Source organism: Prevotella melaninogenica ATCC 25845, assembly GCF_000144405.1.
In the GTDB taxonomy this organism is placed as follows: Bacteria; Bacteroidota; Bacteroidia; order Bacteroidales; family Bacteroidaceae; genus Prevotella; species Prevotella melaninogenica.
The window spans coordinates 103,477-126,607 of record NC_014371.1 but is presented as its reverse complement, the minus strand read 5'-3'; the positions used below and the strand labels follow the sequence as shown (position 1 = coordinate 126,607).

The 23,131-nt window shown below is 41.7% G+C and carries 19 protein-coding genes; 9 read left to right on the top strand and 10 right to left on the bottom strand.

The features are described from left to right. Positions 1 to 909: 909 nt before the first annotated feature. The 9 genes from HMPREF0659_RS07640 to HMPREF0659_RS07595 all read left to right on the top strand — a co-directional run bounded on the left by HMPREF0659_RS07640 (position 910) and on the right by HMPREF0659_RS07595 (position 12,603). On the top strand, positions 910 to 1,497 hold the full coding sequence (locus HMPREF0659_RS07640; protein WP_013265086.1) for an SMI1/KNR4 family protein: 588 nt from the start codon (positions 910 to 912) through the stop codon (positions 1,495 to 1,497). 212 nt (positions 1,498 to 1,709) lie between these two features. Further along, complete coding sequence (locus HMPREF0659_RS12815; RefSeq protein ID WP_013265312.1) at positions 1,710 to 2,444, top strand: hypothetical protein; 735 nt, start codon at positions 1,710 to 1,712, stop codon at positions 2,442 to 2,444. A 257-nt stretch (positions 2,445 to 2,701) separates the two neighbouring features. Next, positions 2,702 to 3,436: a cell division ATP-binding protein FtsE gene (locus tag HMPREF0659_RS07630; RefSeq protein WP_013265828.1), complete on the top strand. Its 735-nt coding sequence runs from the start codon at positions 2,702 to 2,704 to the stop codon at positions 3,434 to 3,436. A 58-nt stretch (positions 3,437 to 3,494) separates the two neighbouring features. Then, positions 3,495 to 4,811, top strand: coding sequence for an aspartate kinase (locus tag HMPREF0659_RS07625; RefSeq protein ID WP_044046166.1), 1,317 nt, complete (start codon positions 3,495 to 3,497; stop codon positions 4,809 to 4,811). 145 nt (positions 4,812 to 4,956) lie between these two features. Then, complete coding sequence (gene lysA, locus HMPREF0659_RS07620; protein ID WP_013265683.1) at positions 4,957 to 6,114, top strand: diaminopimelate decarboxylase; 1,158 nt, start codon at positions 4,957 to 4,959, stop codon at positions 6,112 to 6,114. A 19-nt stretch (positions 6,115 to 6,133) separates the two neighbouring features. Continuing rightward, entirely contained in the window at positions 6,134 to 7,372 is a 1,239-nt protein-coding gene (locus tag HMPREF0659_RS07615; RefSeq protein WP_013265382.1) for a glycosyltransferase, read from the top strand. Next, positions 7,373 to 8,530 (top strand): glycosyltransferase, encoded by a 1,158-nt coding sequence (locus HMPREF0659_RS07610; RefSeq protein WP_013265822.1) that lies wholly within the window; start codon positions 7,373 to 7,375, stop codon positions 8,528 to 8,530. 3 nt (positions 8,531 to 8,533) lie between these two features. After that, positions 8,534 to 10,546, top strand: coding sequence for a fructose-bisphosphatase class III (locus HMPREF0659_RS07605; RefSeq protein ID WP_013265761.1), 2,013 nt, complete (start codon positions 8,534 to 8,536; stop codon positions 10,544 to 10,546). Positions 10,547 to 11,694: 1,148 nt separating this feature from the next. After that, positions 11,695 to 12,603, top strand: a complete 909-nt coding sequence (locus HMPREF0659_RS07595; protein WP_013265875.1) for an Abi family protein — start codon at positions 11,695 to 11,697, stop codon at positions 12,601 to 12,603. A gap of 390 nt (positions 12,604 to 12,993) precedes the next feature. On the opposite strand, the gene HMPREF0659_RS07590 is transcribed toward HMPREF0659_RS07595, so the two are convergent. From HMPREF0659_RS07590 to HMPREF0659_RS07545, 10 genes are all read right to left on the bottom strand, one after another. Continuing rightward, entirely contained in the window at positions 12,994 to 13,911 is a 918-nt protein-coding gene (locus tag HMPREF0659_RS07590; protein WP_013265554.1) for a hypothetical protein, read from the bottom strand. A gap of 6 nt (positions 13,912 to 13,917) precedes the next feature. Then, complete coding sequence (locus tag HMPREF0659_RS07585; RefSeq protein ID WP_013265733.1) at positions 13,918 to 14,811, bottom strand: DUF6175 family protein; 894 nt, start codon at positions 14,809 to 14,811, stop codon at positions 13,918 to 13,920. 2 nt (positions 14,812 to 14,813) lie between these two features. Then, positions 14,814 to 15,632: a CsgG/HfaB family protein gene (locus HMPREF0659_RS07580; RefSeq protein WP_013265408.1), complete on the bottom strand. Its 819-nt coding sequence runs from the start codon at positions 15,630 to 15,632 to the stop codon at positions 14,814 to 14,816. After that, entirely contained in the window at positions 15,632 to 16,216 is a 585-nt protein-coding gene (locus HMPREF0659_RS07575; RefSeq protein ID WP_013265037.1) for a hypothetical protein, read from the bottom strand. The genes HMPREF0659_RS07580 and HMPREF0659_RS07575 overlap by 1 nt, the downstream gene beginning before the upstream one ends. A 651-nt stretch (positions 16,217 to 16,867) precedes the next feature. Further along, entirely contained in the window at positions 16,868 to 18,136 is a 1,269-nt protein-coding gene (nqrF, locus tag HMPREF0659_RS07570; protein WP_013265818.1) for an NADH:ubiquinone reductase (Na(+)-transporting) subunit F, read from the bottom strand. A gap of 7 nt (positions 18,137 to 18,143) precedes the next feature. After that, positions 18,144 to 18,770 (bottom strand): NADH:ubiquinone reductase (Na(+)-transporting) subunit E, encoded by a 627-nt coding sequence (gene nqrE, locus HMPREF0659_RS07565; protein WP_004360385.1) that lies wholly within the window; start codon positions 18,768 to 18,770, stop codon positions 18,144 to 18,146. Positions 18,771 to 18,772: 2 nt separating this feature from the next. Next, a complete protein-coding gene (locus HMPREF0659_RS07560; protein WP_004360386.1) occupies positions 18,773 to 19,402 on the bottom strand; it encodes an NADH:ubiquinone reductase (Na(+)-transporting) subunit D in 630 nt (209 codons plus the stop codon). 27 nt (positions 19,403 to 19,429) lie between these two features. Continuing rightward, on the bottom strand, positions 19,430 to 20,143 hold the full coding sequence (gene nqrC / locus HMPREF0659_RS07555) for an NADH:ubiquinone reductase (Na(+)-transporting) subunit C (protein WP_009434655.1): 714 nt from the start codon (positions 20,141 to 20,143) through the stop codon (positions 19,430 to 19,432). Between the two features lie 17 nt (positions 20,144 to 20,160). Further along, positions 20,161 to 21,312 (bottom strand): NADH:ubiquinone reductase (Na(+)-transporting) subunit B, encoded by a 1,152-nt coding sequence (locus tag HMPREF0659_RS07550; protein WP_013265474.1) that lies wholly within the window; start codon positions 21,310 to 21,312, stop codon positions 20,161 to 20,163. A 237-nt stretch (positions 21,313 to 21,549) separates the two neighbouring features. Further along, positions 21,550 to 22,899, bottom strand: coding sequence for a Na(+)-translocating NADH-quinone reductase subunit A (locus tag HMPREF0659_RS07545; RefSeq protein WP_013265763.1), 1,350 nt, complete (start codon positions 22,897 to 22,899; stop codon positions 21,550 to 21,552). Positions 22,900 to 23,131 lie beyond the last annotated feature (232 nt).

Here is a 23,131-nt window from a genome sequence, read left to right as displayed (position 1 = left end):
TTTTTTCGTTTGCTTTTTTATTAAAAGGTGGCTCTTCAGGATTTTGGAGTGATAAGGTTTGCCACTTGTGCTTAGAGTTTGAAGTAATGTCACACGGAGGCACGGAGAGGACGGAGGATTATTAAACCCAAGCAATGAAAGTCACGGAGGCACCGTCGGTGCATAGAGCAACGGAGCTTGTTTGCACACTTTTTTAGCAACTTTATACCCAAAGCATTTATCCCAAAAGTTATCAAAAATCTGTACGCTACACCTCCGTTGCTCTTTGTGCCGTCGGCACCTCCGTGACATTGCGTTTACCTCCGTCCCCTCCGTGACTCCGTGTGCCTATTATATAAGACTTTTAGTTGAGCACTCCAGATTTCGGAAGAACTAAAAAAGGCTCGTTGGTTACGAAAAATATTGACACAAAAGCCTTAAAAAACTCCCTAAAAAAGCCCCAAAAAGCTTCTTTTCGATACCTCTGTAACTAACAGAGAACCAAACACTTGCAAAACGTGAAAGCAAAAGGTGCTTAAATGGATTCCAAAAGGGCGTTAGTAAGACCTCAAAAGGGCACCTTTTGCAAGCCAATTAGGCGTCTTTAAGAAGCCAAAAGAGCATCTTTTAAAAAGCACGTTGTGAATTTATTTTACATTAACCACAAAAGCTATAAACACAACTACTATCCCCCTCACATAATACGCAGCAAATTATTGAGCCAAATAGTTGCGCCGTATTGAATATTATTATATATTTGCGATATCTTATTGAATTTGTGAAGAACATCTTAGTAGGCATAATGGTAATTACAGGAATCCATCAAGTGGGAAGAAAATCAATAGAGATTAAATCAACTATTGTCAAATTCTTCATTTTTAATGATGAGCCTTTACCATAAATAGTATAACGTATATAGAAAAATCGAATATGAATAAAACATATAGGGATTTAATTTATAGATTTCAGAACCAGGGTATTGAAGAATCCCAATCCTCCGGTGCAATCCTTATAGGAAAAGCGCCCCATATAGCCCCCGAGGCTTGGCTAAACACCCTATATCCTCCGCTAAGTAAGAACGATGTCCAAGCATTGGAGAAAGAATTGGGCATGGAAATTCCCATCGATTATAAAAAATTCTTGTTAGATGTAAGCAATGGCTTGGACATATTGGTTGGAACCTTTTGTTTAGACGGATTAAGAAGAAACTATAAAAGAAGCACTGATGAAAGCCGCCAACCGTTTTCGATTATTACGGCAAACATTCGGGAAAGACCTCGAAATGCCACAGACGACCATTTCTTTATAGGCGGTTATGACTGGGACGGTTCTTATCTTTATATAGATAAAAGAACAAGCACCGTGCACTATTGTGATAGAGACGATGCAACCTCCCTATTCCAATGGGAAACGTTCGAGCAAATGCTTATATCAGAGTTAAAGAGGATATACTCACTGTTTGATGAGAGGGGAAGAAAAATAGATGAAGACCTTTATACCACTCCAATTAAAAGGTAACATAAAGCCTCGTGATATTAGTCATATAAGAGTATCAGTGAACACCCATACAAGGGTATTGACAACCTATAGCTATGGAATTAATAATACGCTTTCAAGTAGCTTTAGTAATCAAGACATTAGAGGTAGAGAGCTAATGCTTAGTTTCTATTATAAACCTTGATAACAAAGTTGATTGATATTGCATAAATAAAATTAAAACAAGTTGAGATATGATAGACATCATTATAACACTACTGATGAGCTTACCGCTGATTATTCTCGGAAGTACTATCGGACCAGATTCTTCTATCAATTTTGGGTCAAGAATACCGAAAGCGAAACTTAAAAGCGAGGAAGGACTTAAACGATTGAGGAGAATTAAGATAGCACTAATATTGGCAGGTAGCTTCATCCTTGTCGGTGGTTTCGCTTGTCTTGCCTTTCATTGGGAAGATTATCAACTTGTCGTTATACTCGTCCCCGAAATAGTAGCTATCGTTTACATGCTGTTACAGCTGTACAAGATAGAGAAGAAGGGGAAGGGCATACTCGTACTCATGCTCTCTATCATTGTGATTTTAGGTATGATTCCCCTCATCGGGACCCTTCCAATCACAGGCAGCGATAATAATACGACGATTAGAAATGACACGTTGTTTATTGAAGGGTTATACGCTAAGGAAATACCGATAGCAAGTATTACACAAGTAGACGGCAACGCAACGGTGCCAGACATAGAGATGAGAACAAACGGAATGTCACTTGGCGAAATTAATGTGGGTCATTTCAAGACCGAAGAAGGGCAGGATGTGCTATTATACTTACATTCAGACGATACGAATGTGACGCATATCAAGACAAAGAATAACGAAGACATCTACATTAACTTCAAAGATTCAGCCCTGTCGGTTGACTTCCCTAATAAGTTGAAAGCCGCATATCGTCAACCAACCAAAGGCAAGTAACGCCGTTACCTAAAACTCTCTGATGAGAAAGTATTCAGCGATTTAGAGCCTCTAACAGTAGGGGTTCTATCAGCTTTCACAGCCATAATGGTTTGTGAAAGTTGTCCTTGTACAATCATAATAAAGTGTAAATGCGTTAAACCTCTTATTTCCTGCATCTATTACAGTGTTTTTTAGTATCTTTGCAGAATAAATCCTTGCCAATAGGCAATGGACATAAGTATCAATTGACAATAATAAATCATACAGAGATAATCATGTTAATAGACTACAAGAAGGTAAACATATATCAAGATGAACGCTTAATTCTGAAAGATGTTGACTTTCAGGCAGAAACAGGAGAGTTTATCTATCTCATCGGCCGTGTTGGTTCGGGCAAGAGTTCGCTATTGAAAACCATCTATGGCGAATTGGATATTGACAGCGAAGATGCTGAGAAGGCTGTTGTTCTCGACGAGAGTATGCCTAACATTAAGCGTAGTCGTATCCCTGCACTCCGCAAACAGATGGGTATTATCTTCCAAGATTTCCAACTCTTGCATGACCGCTCTGTATCAAAGAACCTCAAGTTTGTCTTGCAGGCAACAGGTTGGACCAGCAAACAGAAGATTGAACGACGCATTGAAGAAGTGTTGGCACAGGTGGGTATGACCGACAAGAAGAACAAGATGCCAAGTGAACTCTCTGGCGGTGAGCAGCAGCGTATTGCCATTGCACGCGCCTTGCTGAACACTCCTAAGATTATTATTGCCGATGAGCCTACGGGTAATCTTGACCCAGAGACGGCTGCGAACATTGTTAGTATTCTCAAAGACTCATGCCAAGCAGGCACAACGGTTATCATGTCTACCCATAACATCAACCTCATTGACCAGTTCCCCGGTAAGGTTTATCGCTGTCATGAGGGCGAACTTCACCAACTCACCGACAAGAAAGAAGTTTGCGAATTAGCAGAAGAGACGGCTCCAGTAGAGACGATTGACGAGCCATAACAAAACGATTAAGCGCATAGAACTCAGCATAAATCCACATTTAGAAAGATTGAAGATGATGAAAGTAATGAAATTTGGAGGTACATCCGTTGGTTCACCAGAACGTATGAAGGGTGTAGCTTCCTTGATAACAAAGTCAGGAGAACCAACATTTATCGTGCTCTCCGCAATGAGTGGAACGACAAACACACTGATAGAAATATCTGATTACCTCTATCGCAAGAATCCAGAGGGAGCAAACGAACTTATCAACAACCTCGAACAGAAATATCTTGGCCACGTTGAGGAACTTTACTCTACTGAGGAATACAAGCAGAAGACACGTCAGTTCTTGACAGAAGAGTTTAACTACTTGCGCACCTTCACAAAGGATTTGTTCACTTCGTTTGAGGAAAAGAGCATCGTTGCACAGGGTGAGGTACTCTCAACCAACATGGTTGTAAACTATCTGCAGGAGCAGGGCATCAAAGCAACATTACTTTCTGCACTCGACTTTATGCGCACTGACAAGAATGCAGAGCCTGACGGACAGTATATCAAAGAGCATCTGACAGCGATTATGGATGAGAATCAGGGCTATCAGATCTATATCACACAGGGCTTCATCTGCCGTAATGCCTATGGTGAGGTAGACAACTTGCAGCGTGGTGGTTCTGACTATACCGCTTCACTTGTAGGTGCTGCTATCAACGCAGAGGAGATTCAGATATGGACAGATATCGACGGAATGCACAACAATGATCCACGTGTCGTGGAGAAGACAGAGGCTGTACGCCAGCTGAACTTCGAAGAAGCATCGGAGTTGGCTTACTTCGGTGCGAAGATTCTCCACCCTACTTGCGTTCAGCCAGCTAAGTATGCTGGTATTCCTGTTCGTCTAAAGAACACGATGGACCCAGATGCAGAGGGTACTATCATCGACAACACATTGGTGAGAAGAAAGATTAAGGCTGTTGCAGCCAAAGACAATATCACTGCTATCAAGATTAAGTCAAGTCGTATGTTAGGTGCATCGGGCTTCTTACGTAAGGTATTTGAAATCTTCGAGAGCTATCAGACTTCTATCGACATGATTACTACCAGTGAGGTGGGTGTATCAATGACCATCGAGAACAATAGCCATTTGGCTGAGATTGTTGATGAGTTGAAAAAGTATGGCACCGTAACCGTTGACACAGAGATGTGTATTGTCTGTGTTGTTGGCGACCTTGATTGGAGTAATGTTGGCTTTGAGACATTGGCAACTGACGCAATGAAGGATATCCCTGTACGTATGATTAGCTATGGTGGAAGCAACTTTAACATTTCTTTCTTGATTCGCGAGGAGGATAAGAAGCGTGCCTTACAGTCATTGTCAACCGTCCTCTTTAACTAAAGAAAGAACTGATAAATTAACAATAAGTATTTATTGTAGGCACAAACGCCCTCGCCTGGTCATCACTGGGAGCAGACAATTGGACATGCGAGGGCGTAGATTTCCTCTACAACTCAGATAAACACCACTTCAGGAGACAAAACACATGGTACAGAAATTCCCTATAGATAAGTTCAAGAAAATTGAAACTCCATTTTATTATTATGACTGTGACCTCTTGAGAGAGACACTACAGGCGATTAATAAAGAGTTAAAAAAATATGAAAACTTCATCGTCCACTATGCTATTAAAGCCAATGCGAACGCAAAGGTGCTGAATGTTATCCAGCAGACAGGTATGGGAGCTGACTGTGTGAGTGGTGGTGAGATACAGCGTTGCTTAGACTGTGGCTTCCCAGCAGACAAGATTGTCTATGCAGGTGTGGGTAAGTCAGACTGGGAAATCAACCTCGGATTAGACCATGACATCTTCTGTTTCAACGTAGAGAGTGTGGCTGAGTTAGAAGTTATCAATGAGTTGGCAGCGAAAAAGGGTAAGACGGCAAACGTATGTTTCCGTATCAACCCTGACGTGGGAGCACATACACATGAGAAGATTACCACTGGATTAGCTGAGAATAAGTTTGGTATTGCCATGCAAGACATGCTACCTACCATCCTTGAAGCAAGCAGGATGTCGAACATTCACTTTATCGGTTTGCACTTCCACATCGGTTCACAGCTGCTCGAAATGACTGATTTCCGTCATCTTTGCAGCCGTATCAACGAGATACAAGACGGTTTAGAGCAGGAGAATATAAAGATTAAGAATATCAATGTTGGTGGTGGATTGGGTATCGATTACGACAATCCTGACAACCATCCAATCCCTGATTTCAAGTCTTATTTCTATACCTTCGCACGCTATCTGAAACTAAGAGAAGGACAGAAACTCCACTTCGAATTGGGTCGTGCAGTCGTAGGACAGATGGGAAGTCTCATCACTCGCACCCTTTATGTGAAGCAAGGAACAGCAAAACAGTTTGCGATTGTCGATGCAGGAATGACTGACTTGATTCGTCCCGCTCTCTATCAGGCAAGCCATAAGATAGAAAACCTGTCGAACGATGGCGCTTTACACGCTTATGATGTGGTAGGACCGATTTGCGAATCGAGTGATGTCTTCGCAAAAGAAATCGAACTTAACACCGTTCATCGAGGCGACTTGATTGCGATGCGCTCTGCCGGAGCATACGGAGAAATCATGGCTTCGCAATATAATTGTAGGAAACTGCCCATAGGTTATACCTCAGACGAACTATAATCCATAACGAAACGAATAAATGTTCACTTTTGATAATACGACCATCATCATCTCAGTAGTGTTGCTTTTAGTAGCATTGCTGACTTCTTTTCTCAATCCTTTCTTCCGAAAAGTAAGGATTGCAGAGTATGGTCTGCCAACTTCCACAGCCGAAAGTGAAGAAATAAGTAAGGAAGATGAGCGTATAGAGGAGGAGAATGAAACGATAACGGAGCCAATTGTCATTGAAGAACAACTCCCAACTTTACCTCCTATCTCGATTATCTTTACACCCCATGACAATGCACAGGAACTTGCAAAGAACCTCCCACTCTATCTGAATCAGAACTATCCAGCAGACTTTCAGGTGATTGTTGTGGCTCCACAGAATGATCATGAGACGAGTGATGTACTGAAACGCTTTGCATCTAACTCGCATCTATACACCACTTTCATCCCTGAATCATCACGTTATATGAGCAAGAAGAAGCTTGCTATAACATTAGGAGTGAAGGCTGCGAAGTATGATTGGGTGATAATGGCTGACATCTGTTGCTATCCAACGGGTGATAACTGGCTGCAAGCTATAGCCAGAAACTGCCAAGAAGACAAAGAACTCGTTGTGGGCTATACTCGTTATGAGGATGAAACACCCGCTTATCGACACTTCGAAAGACATTATTTGGCACGCTATTTTATGTGTGAATATCAGCATAATAAGGCATACGCGTGCCCGTTTAACGCTTTAGCATTCCGTAAAGCCACTTTCTTACGTGAAGAGGGATTCCGTGGGAACTTGAAGTATATACGTGGAGAGTACGATTTCATGGTGAACAAATACGCCAAAGGTAGCAACTTGGCCTTTGAAAATTCGCCTGAAGGAACACTCATAGAAGAGACGCCAACAGAGAAAGTCTGGCTCAGCACCCACCTTTTCTATATGGAGAATCGCCAACACTTGCAACGAACACCACAACATCGTCTTCTCCCATATATCGACCAAACGGCTCTGCATGGTAACTACCTCCTACAATGTGTTGCACTTGCTGGCTCGCTCCTCCTCGGTATGTGGACTATCGCTGTTGCGGCTGGACTGTCGCTTATCCTCACTATCATCCTGCGTTTAGTCATGGCGAAGAAAGCCTTAAGACGTTTCGACATTGATATTCCAGCCTGGAAAATTATCCCATACGAGCTTGCTATCGCATGGAAGCACCTTGGTTATAAATTAAAATACCATCGTGCAGATAAGTATGACTTCATATCTCACAAACTATAAATGCGCATCCTCCATTACATAGACAGCATAAAAGCAGGCAATCTGCTATCTGATTACCTTCTTCGACTCACCATAGCACAGAAAGAATATGCTGATGTCAAGACGGTTACACAACAAGGGGATTTCAAAAAGCTCCTTGCTGACTTCCAACCTGACATCGTTCATATTCATACCTGTTGGGAACGCAAAGCTGCCACACATGCCAATTGGGCTGCTAAAAAGCAGTGTGCGGTAGTGTTCTCACCACATTGGGCACTTGATGAGAGAGCAAGGACGACAGAGCAGAAGTCTACTAAGAAGATAAAGACGCTACTCTATCAAGCGAAGATGGTGCGAGGTATGGATGCTCTCCTTGTGACTAACGAGCAGGAAAGGCAGGACATACTAAAGTTAGGATGGACACAACGCATTGACATCGTACAAGATAGCGTTCTTAATAGTTCGTTGAGCGACGACGACATGGCACTGCAAACGATTTCTTTCTATCGTAAAGTACTTGACACACGCTATCAATTCGCCATGACAGCAATGGAGAAAGATGCAATTCCAAGTCTGTTACACGTTGGCTTAGCACAAGAGACAACCCACAATCTCTTGCCCAGCGACCAACTTCTGAACCTCCGAAGTCTGAATCCAGAACAATGGCGAAGAATCTTCCTCTATGCTGATGACGAGGGAATAAGAGAGATTGTGGACAACTGTATCAGCCGACTACAACTCAATGCACCCACGATTGACACTGCTGCCATACAGCGATTCCCACTCTTGTCACCAAAAGAAACAACCTCGGTTGACACAGACAAGCTGATAGGAAACCAGCCCATGACGCGACAGCGACTCAGTGACTACTCCAATGAGGAAGATGCTATCATCAAGAAGATAGCAACCATCATTGCAAACACACGACAGATAGAGCGAAAGAAGAAACTTTCCCTACGTCTGTTGGCTGATTTATACACAGTTATAAAGTATAATGACTATGACGAAGACCGACTTGCAGACGCACTCCGCCACCTTCGTCTCTATCGCTATTCATGTCGTATGATACAGCTCCTTGCCGAGAAGGTGCTTCTTAAAGAGGGATTCATGCCTGTCCCTCCACGTGATGATAGGAAAACAAAGGGCATCAAAAGAAATAATTTCGTACAAAGACATTAACGCATGACACAGAAGAAATACGATTTAAAAAAGGATGAACGCTACTTACGACTATTAGCAAAGTCGTTCCCAAATATTGCTGACGCTGCAACTGAGATTATCAACCTTGAGGCTATCGCACACCTACCAAAAGGTACTGAACACTTCCTTGCCGACATTCATGGCGAGTATCAAGCGTTCCAACACGTGCTTAAAAATGCCTCTGGTAACATTAAGAGAAAGGTTAATGAGCTCTTTGGTGAAAGACTAAGAAACATAGAAAAGCAAGAACTTTGTACTCTGATTTATTATCCAGAACAGAAACTGGAGCTCGTTAAGAAAGAGGAAAAGGATATCAAAGACTGGTATCATATCACCATACACCGCTTGATCGAGGTTTGTCGTGATGTATCCAGCAAATATACACGCTCAAAGGTTCGGAAGTCGTTACCTGCCGACTTCTCTTATATCATCCAAGAGTTACTACACGAGCATGCTGACGATAAGGATAAGACCGACTATGTGAGTGCTATCATCAAGACGATTATCTCTACTGGACGAGCTGATGACTTCATCATTGCTATCTGTGAGGTTATCCAACGATTAGTCATCGACCAGCTGCATATCTTAGGTGATGTGTACGATCGTGGACCGGGTGCTCACATCGTTATGGACACCTTGAAGAACTATCACAACTGGGATATCACATGGGGAAACCATGATATCTTGTGGATGGGAGCATGTGCTGGTAACGATGCTTGTATCTGTAATGTTATTCGCATAGCCCTGCGTTATGCGAACATGGCTACCATTGAGGATGGATATGGTATCAACCTTATTCAATTAGCTACCTTTGCAATGGACGTATATGGTGATGATCCATGCGAGGAGTTCATGCCAAAGATATCGAAAGACAACCCACTCGATGAGCGTAGCAAGGCACTGACAGCACAGATGCACAAGGCTATCAGCGTCCTTCAATTTAAAATTGAGTCACAGATGATTAGCCGTCATCCGCTTTGGAAGATGGACGACCGTCGTTTGCTCAAAGCTATCGACTATAAGAAGGGTACAATTACCCTTGATGGTAAGGAATATAAGATGTGTTCATGCAACTTCCCAACCATCGACCCGAAGAATCCAGAACAGCTTACTGAGGCTGAACAGGCACTCATCGACCGCCTGCATCAGTCGTTTACTGGCAGTGAGAAGTTGCGTAGCCATATTCGTTCTCTGCTCCGCCACGGCTGTATGTATAACGTCTTCAACCACAATCTCCTTTATCATGCCTCTATCCCACTCACGAAAGAGGGCAAACTAAAAGAGGTTGAGATTGGTCCAGGTGTGAAGTTGAAGGGTAAGGAATTGCTTTATCAGACAGGTATGAAGATTCGTTCTGCCTTCCAGACAAACAATGAAATGCAGACAGATGAAGAACGTCAAGATGCTATCGACTTCTTCCTCTTCCTATGGTGTGGACCTGATAGTCCGCTCTTCGACAAGGCAAAGATGGCTACTTTCGAACGCTACTTCATTGCTGAGAAGGAAACTCATCATGAGGAGAAGGGCTACTACTTTGGTATGCGCGACAATGAGGAGATTGCCGATATGATTTTAGATGAATTTGATGTGCCACAGCCTAACCGTCACATCATCAATGGTCACGTCCCTGTTCATGTTGTCAAGGGTGAGAATCCTATCAAGGCAAACGGCAAACTGATGGTGATTGATGGTGGTTTCTCACAAGCCTACCACAAGGAAACGGGTATCGCTGGTTACACCCTCGTCTATCACTCACGTGGTTTCCAGCTCGTACAACACGAGCCTTTCACATCAACAGAAGATGCCATCAAGCGAGGAACAGACATCGTTTCAACCATTCAGATTGTTGAGATGAACCAACAGCGCCTACGCGTGGAAGACACCGACAAGGGTACAGAACTCCGTCTACAGATTGAAGCACTCAAAGAACTCCTTTATGCTTACCGCTGTGGCTTCCTCACCGAGCATGAACGTAAGACTCCACCAAAGGTCTAAACACTGACCTTTGAACATTGAGGTTTGAACTTTATGATTAGAACCTCTTGTCCTTTGAACATTGAGGTTTGAACTTTGAACTTTATGATTAGAACCTCTTGTCCTTTGAACATTGAAGTTTGAACTTTGAACTTTATGATTAGAATCTCTTGTCCTTTGAACATTGAGGTTTGAACTTTGAATATTATGATTTGAATTTCGAACAACTACGAATAGCACTAATGACACGAATGCTTGTTGCCTACTTATTCGTGCAATACGTGTAATTTGTAGTCCCTTTGAATTTGAGGTTTGGACATTGAACTTGATGATTAGAACTACGAACATTGAACAACTACGAATAGCACTAATGACACGAATGCTTATTGCTAAGTGATTCGTGCAATTTGCGTAATTCGTAGTCCCATTGAATTTGAAGTTTGAACTTTGAATATTATGATTTGAACTTTGAACAACTACGATAGCACTAATGACACGAATGCTTATTACTAAATGATTCGTGCAATTTGCGTAATTCGTAGTCCCTTTGAATTTGAAGTTTGGACATTGAACTTGATAATTAGAGTTTATTGCTTTGAACTTTCCCACATCGGTAATCAGAATTATCAATTAAGAATTATGAATTGAATTAAACCTCACACAGAGTACACTCCTCTGTGTGAGTTTTTTTATATTAACCATTGATGTCTAAACTTTAAATCTTAATGTTTGCTATCTTGAAATATAATTACAAAATAGTCAAATAAAAGTCAGGTAAAGAGCCAGAAAGCCTGTGATCTTTATACCTTCATAAGTTATTTGATATCAGCGTGTTACTGAGATGCTTTTCAAAAGGTGCTTAATTAGCCTTCAAAAGGGCGTTAGTAAGGGCCTTAAAGGGCATCTTTTGCAAGCCAAAAGGGCGTCTTTTCGAAGCCAAAAGAGCATCAATAAAATTTTAAGGGAAGAAATATGTTTACACTTTGTTATACATATACATTCTTTATTATTTGTTCTTTGCATCCATAACGTATTTAAATACGACTAAACAAACACCTTTTTTTCTACAAAAAGCTTGTATTATCCAACTAATATTTGTACATTTGCGATGCTAGAACCCGCCAAGCCTCTCAACGATGCTCAAATGTGCGGGTCGTTTTTAATATTATATGACAAACACAATACCTTTCGGCAAAAGCTATACATCACCCCACGACCTTGTTTCTTTACTACAATTAAGAGGTCTTTATATTCCCGATACTTTGAAGGCAGAACACTACTTAGAGCATATCGGTTATTATCGTCTGTCTGCTTATATGCATCCATTGCTTGAGATACCAAAAGAACATCATTTGTACAAACGAGGTGCAACATTTAGCAAAGTAATGATGCTATATCGGTTTGACAAGAAGTTACGTCTTTTGCTATTCAACGAACTTGAAAAGATAGAAGTTGCTGTTCGCAGTGTAATTGTCAACATAGGCAGTTTTATTACAGGAAATCCTTTCTGGATGACAGATTCTGCAAACTTTGTCAACTCGTCCAAGTTTCAAAAAACAATGAACTTAATAAATCAGGAGCTTTACAAATCAAAAGAGGACTTCATCATCCATTTTAAGAAAACATATTCAGACCCATACCCACCAGCATGGATTGTTTCAGAAGTACTTCCATTTGGAATCATCACAAACATATACAACAACATCAAGGACAAGAAAATCAAGAAAAAGATCTCCCAATCATTTGGACTACAAATAGCACCTTTCGAATCTTGGTTGACCATTGTAACTCTGACAAGAAATACATGTTGCCACCACTCACGTGTGTGGAACAAGCAAAATACAATCCGTCCAATGTCCCCTAAAAAGATGACTCATCCATGGATTACACTTCAAACAGATTCACTTCGTGTATACTATAATATATGTATCATCAAGTATTTCTTGAATATCATCTCTCCAAACAATGAAATGTTCCAAAAAATAAAAACGCTTTTTGCGAATTATCCAGAGATAGATTTGAATGCACTTGGCTTCCCACAAGAATGGGAAAACGAACCACTTTGGAGACAACCATAATATAGTCAAAGTCTGCTATTTGTAGCATCAATCACAATTAGCAGACTTCACTATTATATATAGATTCGCCAATATAGACTGTTAGCGAATCCGTATCAACGATTATTCATCATCGCTGTTTCTTCATTGCTTTGGGAAAGTTGTTTTATATTTTATTATTGCTGTCCGGTAAAAATAAACAGAAAACTCTGTATCTCCTTATCCATCGGTATTGCAGCCGTTTTACTCATCCAGGGGCTTGGTTTTCAGTTTCAAACTATAAGCATTATAAAATGTGCCTATATTGACATGGAAATCCCTATAATAACCAGATAAATTAATGAAATCATAGGCTTAAGTCTATTTTATCTAACACAGATAACCCAAAAAGTTTTATCGGACACCAATAGATTAGAATATTAGAACTAAGTTAGTGTGTTGTTTGTAATATGCAACAGCAATATCTCTAGCCGCTTTTATTCTTTGTTTCTCTAAGTCAGCTTCCCTTTTTGCCTGATTCTCGATTAATGCAATAATTTGTTTCGCTTCTGTATCTCGCGATTGCTTAATGCGCTGACATAAAGTCTTTGCCTCTGTTGCACAGGGACTTGTTGTATCTATTTGTTTGAGCATTTCAGCGCACGCTTCGTAATTGCCATTAGAATATTCAGTTTGTGCTTGTAGTAAAAGGTTGCCACACTCATTTCTTTGGTATTGTTTGTAGATGTTGCTGATAGCAGTATTTACACTATTGTAATTGGCTAATGTGGATGGACAAGAGAAGAGCAGAGATAACGCTTCTTCGTACTGGTGAAGCTGGGCATAGGTGTGTGCCCTATCAAGTACTGCTCGCAGATTCCTTGAATAGTAACTTAATATCTGCCTCTTTGCCGTATGTAGGAATAATCTTACATTCTCGTCGTCCAGCTTTATTTGTGAGAACGCACTTTTAACGAGATCATCAGCGGAGTAACCCTGCCCTTGTAGGCTGAATGTTCGACTGGCAAACACTGTTCCTGTAATCAGATTCTGACAGATAAGGTTTATTTGTACTTCTGAGGTATGAATATTCCTCATTCCTCCTTCGGCCTCTTGGTAGTTTGTGAAACTAAGCTCGGGCTTAATGGCGATGGAACTAACTTCTGATGTCTCGATACCTTCTGCTGTAAATGCAGGAAGTATTCTACTGCGAAGTATCCTTGCCGTATTCACGCTTATTTCATCTTGATTTGTTGGTATGACAAAACCAATCTCGATTCCTTGCGCATGAGCACTGCTAATAACAGCAATAAATAGTGCTGTGATGACATATAATTTACGGATATTCATGGAGTTTTATTTTATAGTGATTACAATCATGTTGTTGCTAATGGATCTTTCAATCTTAATATTCCTTGAGCGGAAGTATTGTAGGAGTTTTAATCCGAATTTATTAGCGTTAAAAGTTCTGCCTTCGACGTCCGTGAGTGGGATACGTATGTCATCAAAAATCATTTGCTTGTCGCTTGTTCCCTGTATGTGATAATTTTCCTTATAACTATTTCCTGCAACGAACATTTCAATATCATCAGATAATGGAAGTCTTTCATCCCCTACTTCTGTAGACATGGACAGCATAGAGTTCTGAGCAAATCCGATTGTAAGACTGATTGATTGTCCGTTCTCTGCCATATCCATAAGTTTGTTCTGCATAGAGTTAAGGAAAACATCGATACCTGTGTCAGTCGCTCTTGAAGCCAGTTTACCGTAATCATCAGTATAAAATTTTCCACTTTCGCACACGGCATTTGCTAGTGAGTTTCCTGTTGAAATATCATATCCCGACATGATAATCTTTACGGAATTGCCCGTTGGCGAGTCGAGAATACTGATTTCAGCTTCAACGTATATATCAGCTCCAGATTGTTGTATGATAAGCGACTTTGCGTCTTGTTGTTGATTGCTTCCTAATGCGTTAGCTTTAGACAGAGCCTTCACGCGTCCGAAGAAATCAACGGTTGTATATCCTCGCAGGTCAAATGCCTCTTTTATCTTCGTTAGAGCAATGCGTTTGTTGACATCACTTTCCAGCACCATGCGTATATCTTCCCCTTGATGTGTGTAGGGAATTACCATTATTTTTGGTTTTGCGGTTGCGATGTTCTCTACTTTTGATGTCAATTCTTGCGCATACGTATATGGAAGACAGAGAGACAAGATAGTCAGTAAGAGTATAAGTCTTTTTTCCATAGCTACTTCTTTATGATTAAACTACATTGAATAACCGCACCTTGCTGTGCAGAGTTGATTGCTGATATTATTTTGGATGTAGCGTCACATTCGGAGAAAGAGGCTCCAGATTGTTTCTTTACAGTTATCGTTCCTATATCAGACGGGTATGGTTTGCCGTCAAGTAGTTCTATTATTTGGACCATGAATTTATCCCCAACTTTCACGCCAGTCTCTTTACCAGCATTAATGACAAGCGTCTTCTTGTCTAGAACCTTAACAACCTTTGCTGTGAGGGGGAAGTTGATTCGGAAATACTCATAAATGTCATCTTTAATTGATTGCATTGCAGCAGTGACAGCACTTTCTGGAGAAAGCATTTCTTTGCTAGTTTTTCCTTGAAAACTCTGCGCCTCATTGCTAATACCAGTAGACACTTCTACAACTTTCAACTGAAAGGCAACACTTGCTTTGTAACCTCTTACAGTTCCATCACCATTAAGAACGCGATAAACAGGTATCTTAACAATATGCCCTGTTACTAGCATGCTAGCACCAAGTGCTGCGTCTTGCTGCACAAGATTCTTACTATCCAAAAAAGCTTCACTTTTCTGTAGCTCAAGTTCTTCTTCTACTTTATCACGACTGGTCCTGTCAACAACAATAAATCGATGAGTGTTAGTTAGCATTTCCACAACTTTTTCGGTCACTAACCTCGTATAAGGACTTTTTTCGTCGCAAGTAAACTCTGCTACACCAACGACAGGTCTGCTTTCTGCCTGTGCATGACAGTTTGTGCCATACACGAGCAGAAAGATGACTGAGAGTATAAAACACCTCATTATAAATTCTTACCAGACTTTATCGTTTCTATGATTTTCTGAACGGCTTTTACCTGCTCAGCACTTTCTTCTAAAAGAATAGGGGTTGCTGCATTGCCAAATTCCATAACAACACCAGCTCCCTTAGCCATCTTTGCAAGTTTGGCCATCTTCATTGGATTCTTATTGTTTTTTGCATTTTCTGCTATTTGCTTCATCTGCTCACCTGCAGCTTTTGCATTATCTACAGCATTTTTAACAGATGCAGCTTCACCTGTAACCGTTGTCAGTAGCTCTGTCCAATCTTCCAATTTTGGCTTTACGATAGTAACGTCTGTTACTCCATCCTTTGTCTGCCCAATCTGGCGATAATAAAGACCCTCTAGCTTCACACTGTTTGCAATCGCCAATACCGCTGCATCGCGAACGGAATTACCAAAGCCATCAATGATTCCGTCTCCACAATTTGTGTCAGAATACTTGTCCAGTAAGATTTGTAGGTTCTTGGCGCGTTCTTCGCTTTTCTGGATTTGTTCTTTTGTCTCCTGTGCAAATGTAGTCATAGCACACAAAGTCATCACAATAAAAAATAAAATTCGCTTCATATATGTAAGTTTTTATTAGCCTTACCACTCCCAAGTATAGGCAAGTTGTTTAAAGGACACGAGAATATGGAAGTGAAATATTCTTATGCCTCTCTCCTGCAGCAAGGTCCGAAATTTAGGTGAATTAAAAAAAGACGTGGGAGTCTTCACTTACCTATCCCAGTCCTCAGGCCTTCGCATTGCCTAACCCAAAGGATAGGCAACGCAAGAAGCCCACGTCAATACGATATTATAATCAATGCCATAAACGACATAGAAATAATACAACTAACGTGAACGTTTCCGTTGCCGTATCTCTTTTGGGTTTTGGTCAAATTTGCGAAGTTTGAGGACCAAAAGATAACGTCTGTAAACGTCCTTTTCGAGCTGTGGACTATTTACTATACATAGTATGAAGTCTCATGCTCAATTCCAATATGTCTGAACAAGCCGGTAACCGTCTGTCACTGCAAAAGTACTAATTATATTTTAAAATACAAAATATTCTGTTAAAAAGATTTGTCAACTTTTTTAGTTTCATGTATTCTAATAATCACTTTACACTTGTACCCTTTTATTCTTACAAAAGTCCTTTTACTTTTTCAGTCTACTCAAAACAAAAAAGCGAGGAGCCCAATAAGGTTCCTCGCTTTATATGAATAGGATATTGAATTATCCGAAGTTATCGTACATGATTGCATCCTGATCAACACCGATGCTGTCAAGATAATCTGTAACTGTCTTGATAAGCATTGGAGGTCCACAGAGATAATACTCACAATCCTCTGGTGCCTCGTGATCCTTTAGATACTCATCACGGATGCAGTTTACTGCAAAACCAGTGTAATACTTCACACCAGCCTCATCAGCCTTAGGGTCTTGACGGTCGAGAGAAAGGTGGAAATGGAAGTTAGGATATTCCTTCTCAAGCTCCCAGAAGTCTTCAAGGAAGAATGCCTCACTGAGTGAACGCGCACCATAGAAGAAGTGCATCTCACGGTCGCGAGTGTGAAGGGTCTTTGTCATGTGCATAATCTGCGCACGCAAAGGAGCCATACCAGCACCACCACCAATCCAAATCATCTCCTTACCAGAAGTGAAGTTAGGATGGAAGTCGCCATAAGGACCGCTCATCATCACCTTATCACCCTCCTTAAGAGAGAAGATGTAAGTAGAACCAATACCAGTTGGTACGTTCTGGAAACCAACCTGCGGACGTGGCAAGAATGGAGGTGTTGCAATACGAACAGTCAGTGTGATGATGTCACCCTCAGCTGGATAGTTCGCCATAGAGTAAGCACGAACAGTTGGCTCTGGATTCTTTCCCTTCAGAGAAAGGAGGTTAAACTGCTTCCAAGGACCGAGGTATTCCTCACCGATATCGTTCTTATCGAAGTCCTTATCATAGTCAATGCAGTCGTAAGCTGGAATAGAAATCTGTGCGTAAGAACCTGGAATGAAGTCCATATGCTCACCAGGAGGCAAGGCAACTTTGAACTCCTTGATAAAGCTTGACACATTCTTATTAGAGATAACAGTACACTCCCACTCCTTAACGCCCATGACAGACTCAGGAACCTTGAGTGACATATCACCCTTCACCTTACATTGACATCCGAGACGCCAATGATCTTTAACATCCTTACGGCTAAAGTGAGGACGCTCTGAATCGAGAATCTCACCGCCACCTTCTACTACCTGCAACTTACACTGGCCACAGCTACCCTTACCACCACAAGCAGAAGGGAGGAACACACCGTTCTCATTCAGCGTAGACAGAACTGAGCTACCCTGATCAACGGTCATCTCCTTATCACCGTTAATTGTTATCTTTACCTTTCCGCTTGGACTGAGATACTTCTTAGACACAAGCAGGAGAATCACCAACACAAGGATGGTGATAAGGAATACCACAATACTTATTGTTATGAATTGTCCCATTGTTTACTTAGATTTTAAGACCTGAGAAGCACATCATTGCCATTGCCATCAGTCCTACTGTAATAAATGTGATGCCAAGACCCTGCAAAGGCTTTGGTACATCAGAATATTCCATCTTCTCACGAATAGCACCCATTGCCACGATAGCCAATGTCCAGCCAAGACCAGAACCTGTACCATAGACAAGTGCATCCCATACAGTACCAATATACTGTGTGCTTGCTGGGTCAAGACCGATACGCTGCTGCATAAAGAGTGAAGCACCCATGATAGCACAGTTAACGGCAATCAGTGGAAGGAAGATACCCAACGCACCATAAAGTGAAGGTGAGAACTTCTCAACAGCCATCTCCACAATCTGTACGATACCAGCGATGACAGCGATAAAGAGAATGAAACTAAGATAAGTAAGGTCAACACCCTCTGCAAGACAGTCTGGACCGAGGACCTTAGTCAGCAAAAGATAGTTGATTGGTGTGGTAACAAGCAACACGAATGTTACGGCCACACCAAGACCCAATGAAGTCTTTACGCTCTTAGACACCGCAAGGTATGAACACATACCGAGGAAGAACGCAAATATCATATTGTCCACAAAGATGGACCGGAAGAATAAACTAATAAGATGTTCCATAATTACTTCTTGTCTTCTTTATAGAAATATGCACGATGAACCCAAATAACACAACCGAGAAGGATGAGTGCCATTGCTGGCATTGACATCATTCCGTTGTCCATATAACCTGCATCATAGAGGCTTTGTGGGAGAATCTTGAAACCGAGCAATGAGCCACGACCAAAGAACTCACGAACAGCACCTACAACAACAAGTATCATAGCGTAACCCAAACCGTTGCCGACACCATCAAGGAAACTTGGCCAAGGCTTGTTTGTCATAGCAAAAGCCTCAAGACGTCCCATAAGGATACAGTTGGTAATGATAAGTCCTACGTAAACAGAAAGCTCTACACTCACGTCGTAAGCTACAGCCTTGAGAATCTGACTAACAACTGTTACCAGAGCAGCAACAACCACCAACTGTACGATAATACGAATACGGTTAGGGATTGTGTTACGGATAAGTGAAATAATAACATTAGAGAATGCCGTGATAATGGTAACGGCAAGTCCCATAACAATCGCCGGCTTCAGCTGTGAAGTTACGGCAAGGGCAGAACAGATACCGAGCACCTGGACCATAATTGGGTTGTCCAGATTCAGCGGATTGCTGAACACCTCTCTATTTTGTTTTGAGAATAAATCCATATTCTTATTGTTCTAAAGATTAGAATATTATTTGCTGTTCAGGAATTTAACGTAAGGCTGAAGTCCACCCTTGTCTGCATGGAACATCTCTGTTACACCATTACTGGTAAGCGTTGCACCTGTTACGGCATCTACCTGTGTAGATGGGTCTTCGATCTTCTTTTCAACAGCAAGTGCTATCTTCTGAGTATCGTTTCCGCTAAAGAGATGCTTACCCTTGAACAAATCCTGCCATGCCTTGTTGTCTTTGATTTCAGCACCAAGACCAGCTGTCTCACTCTCGTGGTTGAAGTAAGCACCAAAGACGGTTCTCTTATCACCATTGATAGCGATGAAACCATTGATAGGTCCCCAAAGACCGTTACCATAAACAGGGATAACATACTTATCCTCACCGTTCACCTTGCAACGGAACAAAGCGAGTTTTCCTTCCTTGGCATCCTTACTATTCAACTTAAAGCCGGCATCAACGCCACCCTGCTTTCCAGCCTCAACGACCTTACCATCTGCATTGATGATATCATCTGCTATGATAATCTGCTTCCAAAGTTTAACAGCCTCCTCATTGCTCATATCACGATTCTGATTGAGTGCAAAGAGAATCTGCTTCTGCTGATCAAGCTGTACATTAGCATCCTGCATTGGCTTCAATGCTTGGAACACAAAAGCAAGCAAAAAGGCTACAATCAGCACGAGGATGGCAGAATAGATAATTGTATAAGAATTACTATTTGTTTTCATTTCTTCGTCCTCCTTATTTATTTAGCACGCTTTGCGCGCTTGCTGATGTTTGACTGAACTACACAGTAGTCGATGAGTGGGGCGAACATATTACCAAAGAGGATAGCAAGCATCATACCCTCTGGATAACCTGGGTTCAATACACGGATGATGATAGCCATCGCACCAATGAAGAAACCATATACCCACTTACCTGTCTCTGTACGTGCTGAGGTCACCGGGTCGGTTGCCATGAATACTGCACCGAAGCAGAAACCACCTAAAACAAGGTGTTCATACCACTGAATTGGTGTTGCACCAGTTGAATGGAAGATAAGTCCCATCACAGTACCACCGAGGAATACGCTCAACATTGTCTTCCAGCTGGCAATGTTTGTCCAAAGAAGGATTACAGCACCGATAGCGATAGCGATAACAGATGTCTCACCAACAGAGCCTGGGATAAGACCTAATACCATATCACATACAGATGCGTTCACACTTGTTCCCTGTGCAATCTCACCCAATGGGGTTGCCATAGTGAAACCGTCTGGCAAGGTATAGCCGAAACCTAAGATAGAATCCTTTGCTACCCAGATGCTATCACCCGTCATCTTACTTGGATAAGAGAAGAAGAGGAAGGCACGTGCAGCCAAGGCAACGTTAAAGATATTCATACCTGTTCCACCGAAGATTTCCTTCGTGAAGATGACAGCAAAGGCTACTGCAAGCACAAGAATCCAAAGTGGTGTGGTCACAGGAATAATCAATGGAATTAGAATACCTGATACAAGATAACCTTCCTGAATCTCCTCACCCTTCCACTGTGCCCAAGCAAACTCAATACCTAAGCCGACAATGTAGGACACGAGGATATTTGGCAACAGCGCAAGCAGACCATAAAGGAACATACCCCAGCAAGTAGCATCAGCCAACTTGCCAGCTGCTAAGGCATTCTGATAACCGATATTATACATACCGAAGAGCATAGCAGGTACTACTGCCAGTACGACTATACTCATAATTCGCTTCGAATCAATTGCGTCGTGGATAGAAGTTCCGCTCTTTGATGTCTCGTTAGGAACATAAAGGAACGTCTCGAAACCATCGTAGACACTCTTGAAAGCGTGAAGCTTTCCGCCCTCTTCAAAATTTGGGCGTATCTTATCGAGATAATTTCTTAAACTCATATTACTTTTATTATAGGGTTCTTAAAGTCCAAAGTTTCTGTTTCCAGAATGGTTACAAAGGCTTTGTAATGTTATTACAAGCCCTTTGTACAACTATTACAAAGCGTTTGTAATACGTCGAAAAGGCATTGGCAACATTCTTGCAGGTCCATAACCGATTGTTGACTGACTGCTGATGACATTCTGAGAAACTTTATTTGAAACCGTAGTTAAAGTTATTGTGGGCTCATAAGACCCCTATGCATTCTCTTTTCTAAGGATATCCAAGCCCTCACGCACAATCTTCTGCAAAGGTAACTTAGAACTATCAACGAACTCAGCGAGTGCAAAGTCTTCTGGACTTACCTCATAGATACCCAACTGCTCTTGGCTGTCAATATTGCCAGAGATAATAGACTTGATGAGGTACTCACTGTAGATATCCATTGGTAACACTCTGTCGTACTCGCCACTCATAATCATGTGACGCTCTCCACCCTTGAGACGTGCATCGAGATTGTACGCCTTCTTGCCCTGCAGCCAAGTGAAGTAGCTGTGAGAAGTAGAGAAGTCATTGAAACGAGGGAGCATCCAACCGAAGATTTCGTGTACATCATCACCCTCTGGAATCAATGTTATCTCTGAAGTATGTGCACCAAGCACTGACTCGTCATTAGCGATGACACCTGTAAGAGGATTACCATTGAGGATGCGAACGTTGCAACCGTCAGCGATGTTGTCTGCAAGAATCTGCTTCAATGGAGTACCAACGAGGGCATCAACATAACCAGTCTGCTTTACCATACTACCTGCAATGGCTACACGACGAGTGAGGTTTACCTTACCGGTGTTAAACAAGCGACCAAAGAAGATAACAGCTGTTGGGTCAACAGTCCATACCACTTCGCTCTTATTGACTGGGTCGATATGATTTACCTGTACACCAACATTACCTGCTGGACAAGGACCATCGAAAACAGTTACTTCCGCATCCTTTGCACCAGTCAACGCTGAAGCCGACTGCTTAGCACCAATACCCAAATAAACCTTTGCAATCTTAGCGAGAGCTGTCAAACCAGTCTGGAAGTCTTTCTCCTGCCCCCTCAACTCAAACTCGAAGTCACCCTGCAAAGGTTTATCACGAAGTGCAGACACGAAAATTGCCTTTGGTTCTGTGTCTGGACGTGTAGCAACAGCATAAGGCAGCTGGTTGATATAACCAAACAATCCCGCCTGCAGCAATGAAGCCTTGACATCATCAGCGGATAAGCCCGCCACGTCCTTCACGCCGAAGTCAGCATATTCCTGCTGCGCATCGGCAGCAATCTTCACACGCAACACTTTACGTCTTTCTCCGCGCTCAACAGCTGTGACGGTACCGCTCACAGGAGAAGCGAAGCTAACTTCAGTGCACCCTTTGTCAACAAACAATGGGTCACCAGCTCGGACATGATCACCTTCACGAACGGTTACCTTAGGTGTCAATCCTGGGAAGTCATCTGGAACCAAAGCGTATTCCGTAGATGATTTCACAGGTAACATCTGTTCCTGCGCGCGTCCTGTAAGGTTAATGTCTAAGCCCTTTCGTAACTTAATTACATTTGCCATAACAATGATAAAGCGATTTTTATATTATTTCATCTTAATATTTTCAACCCTAAATAAGCTTCACAAAACATAAGGTAAACAATCCTTTGCTTGCCGAGCGTAGCTTATTTTCTGCCAAAAATAATGCAAGCGAGAGCAAAGAAAGGTGACTTTCCATTTGCCGAGCGTAGCTTATTTTCTGCAAATGTAGCAAATTTTAAGCAGATTTGGCACATTTAGATATAATAATTTC

Excerpts from the sequence above, each read along its gene's own strand:
- lysA (WP_013265683.1), top strand. The coding sequence starts at position 4,957 with ATGGTACAGAAATTCCCTATAGATAAGTTCAAGAAAATTGAAACTCCA.
- HMPREF0659_RS07630 (WP_013265828.1), top strand. The coding sequence starts at position 2,702 with ATGTTAATAGACTACAAGAAGGTAAACATATATCAAGATGAACGCTTA.
- HMPREF0659_RS07640 (WP_013265086.1), top strand. The coding sequence starts at position 910 with ATGAATAAAACATATAGGGATTTAATTTATAGATTTCAGAACCAGGGT.
- nqrE (WP_004360385.1), bottom strand. The coding sequence starts at position 18,770 with ATGGAACATCTTATTAGTTTATTCTTCCGGTCCATCTTTGTGGACAAT.
- HMPREF0659_RS12815 (WP_013265312.1), top strand. The coding sequence starts at position 1,710 with ATGATAGACATCATTATAACACTACTGATGAGCTTACCGCTGATTATT.
- HMPREF0659_RS07610 (WP_013265822.1), top strand. The coding sequence starts at position 7,373 with ATGCGCATCCTCCATTACATAGACAGCATAAAAGCAGGCAATCTGCTA.
- HMPREF0659_RS07625 (WP_044046166.1), top strand. The coding sequence starts at position 3,495 with ATGAAAGTAATGAAATTTGGAGGTACATCCGTTGGTTCACCAGAACGT.
- HMPREF0659_RS07605 (WP_013265761.1), top strand. The coding sequence starts at position 8,534 with ATGACACAGAAGAAATACGATTTAAAAAAGGATGAACGCTACTTACGA.
- HMPREF0659_RS07590 (WP_013265554.1), bottom strand. The coding sequence starts at position 13,911 with ATGAATATCCGTAAATTATATGTCATCACAGCACTATTTATTGCTGTT.
- HMPREF0659_RS07560 (WP_004360386.1), bottom strand. The coding sequence starts at position 19,402 with ATGGATTTATTCTCAAAACAAAATAGAGAGGTGTTCAGCAATCCGCTG.
- nqrF (WP_013265818.1), bottom strand. The coding sequence starts at position 18,136 with ATGGGACAATTCATAACAATAAGTATTGTGGTATTCCTTATCACCATC.
- HMPREF0659_RS07545 (WP_013265763.1), bottom strand. The coding sequence starts at position 22,899 with ATGGCAAATGTAATTAAGTTACGAAAGGGCTTAGACATTAACCTTACA.
- HMPREF0659_RS07580 (WP_013265408.1), bottom strand. The coding sequence starts at position 15,632 with ATGAGGTGTTTTATACTCTCAGTCATCTTTCTGCTCGTGTATGGCACA.
- HMPREF0659_RS07585 (WP_013265733.1), bottom strand. The coding sequence starts at position 14,811 with ATGGAAAAAAGACTTATACTCTTACTGACTATCTTGTCTCTCTGTCTT.
- HMPREF0659_RS07575 (WP_013265037.1), bottom strand. The coding sequence starts at position 16,216 with ATGAAGCGAATTTTATTTTTTATTGTGATGACTTTGTGTGCTATGACT.
- HMPREF0659_RS07595 (WP_013265875.1), top strand. The coding sequence starts at position 11,695 with ATGACAAACACAATACCTTTCGGCAAAAGCTATACATCACCCCACGAC.
- HMPREF0659_RS07550 (WP_013265474.1), bottom strand. The coding sequence starts at position 21,312 with ATGAGTTTAAGAAATTATCTCGATAAGATACGCCCAAATTTTGAAGAG.
- HMPREF0659_RS07615 (WP_013265382.1), top strand. The coding sequence starts at position 6,134 with ATGTTCACTTTTGATAATACGACCATCATCATCTCAGTAGTGTTGCTT.
- nqrC (WP_009434655.1), bottom strand. The coding sequence starts at position 20,143 with ATGAAAACAAATAGTAATTCTTATACAATTATCTATTCTGCCATCCTC.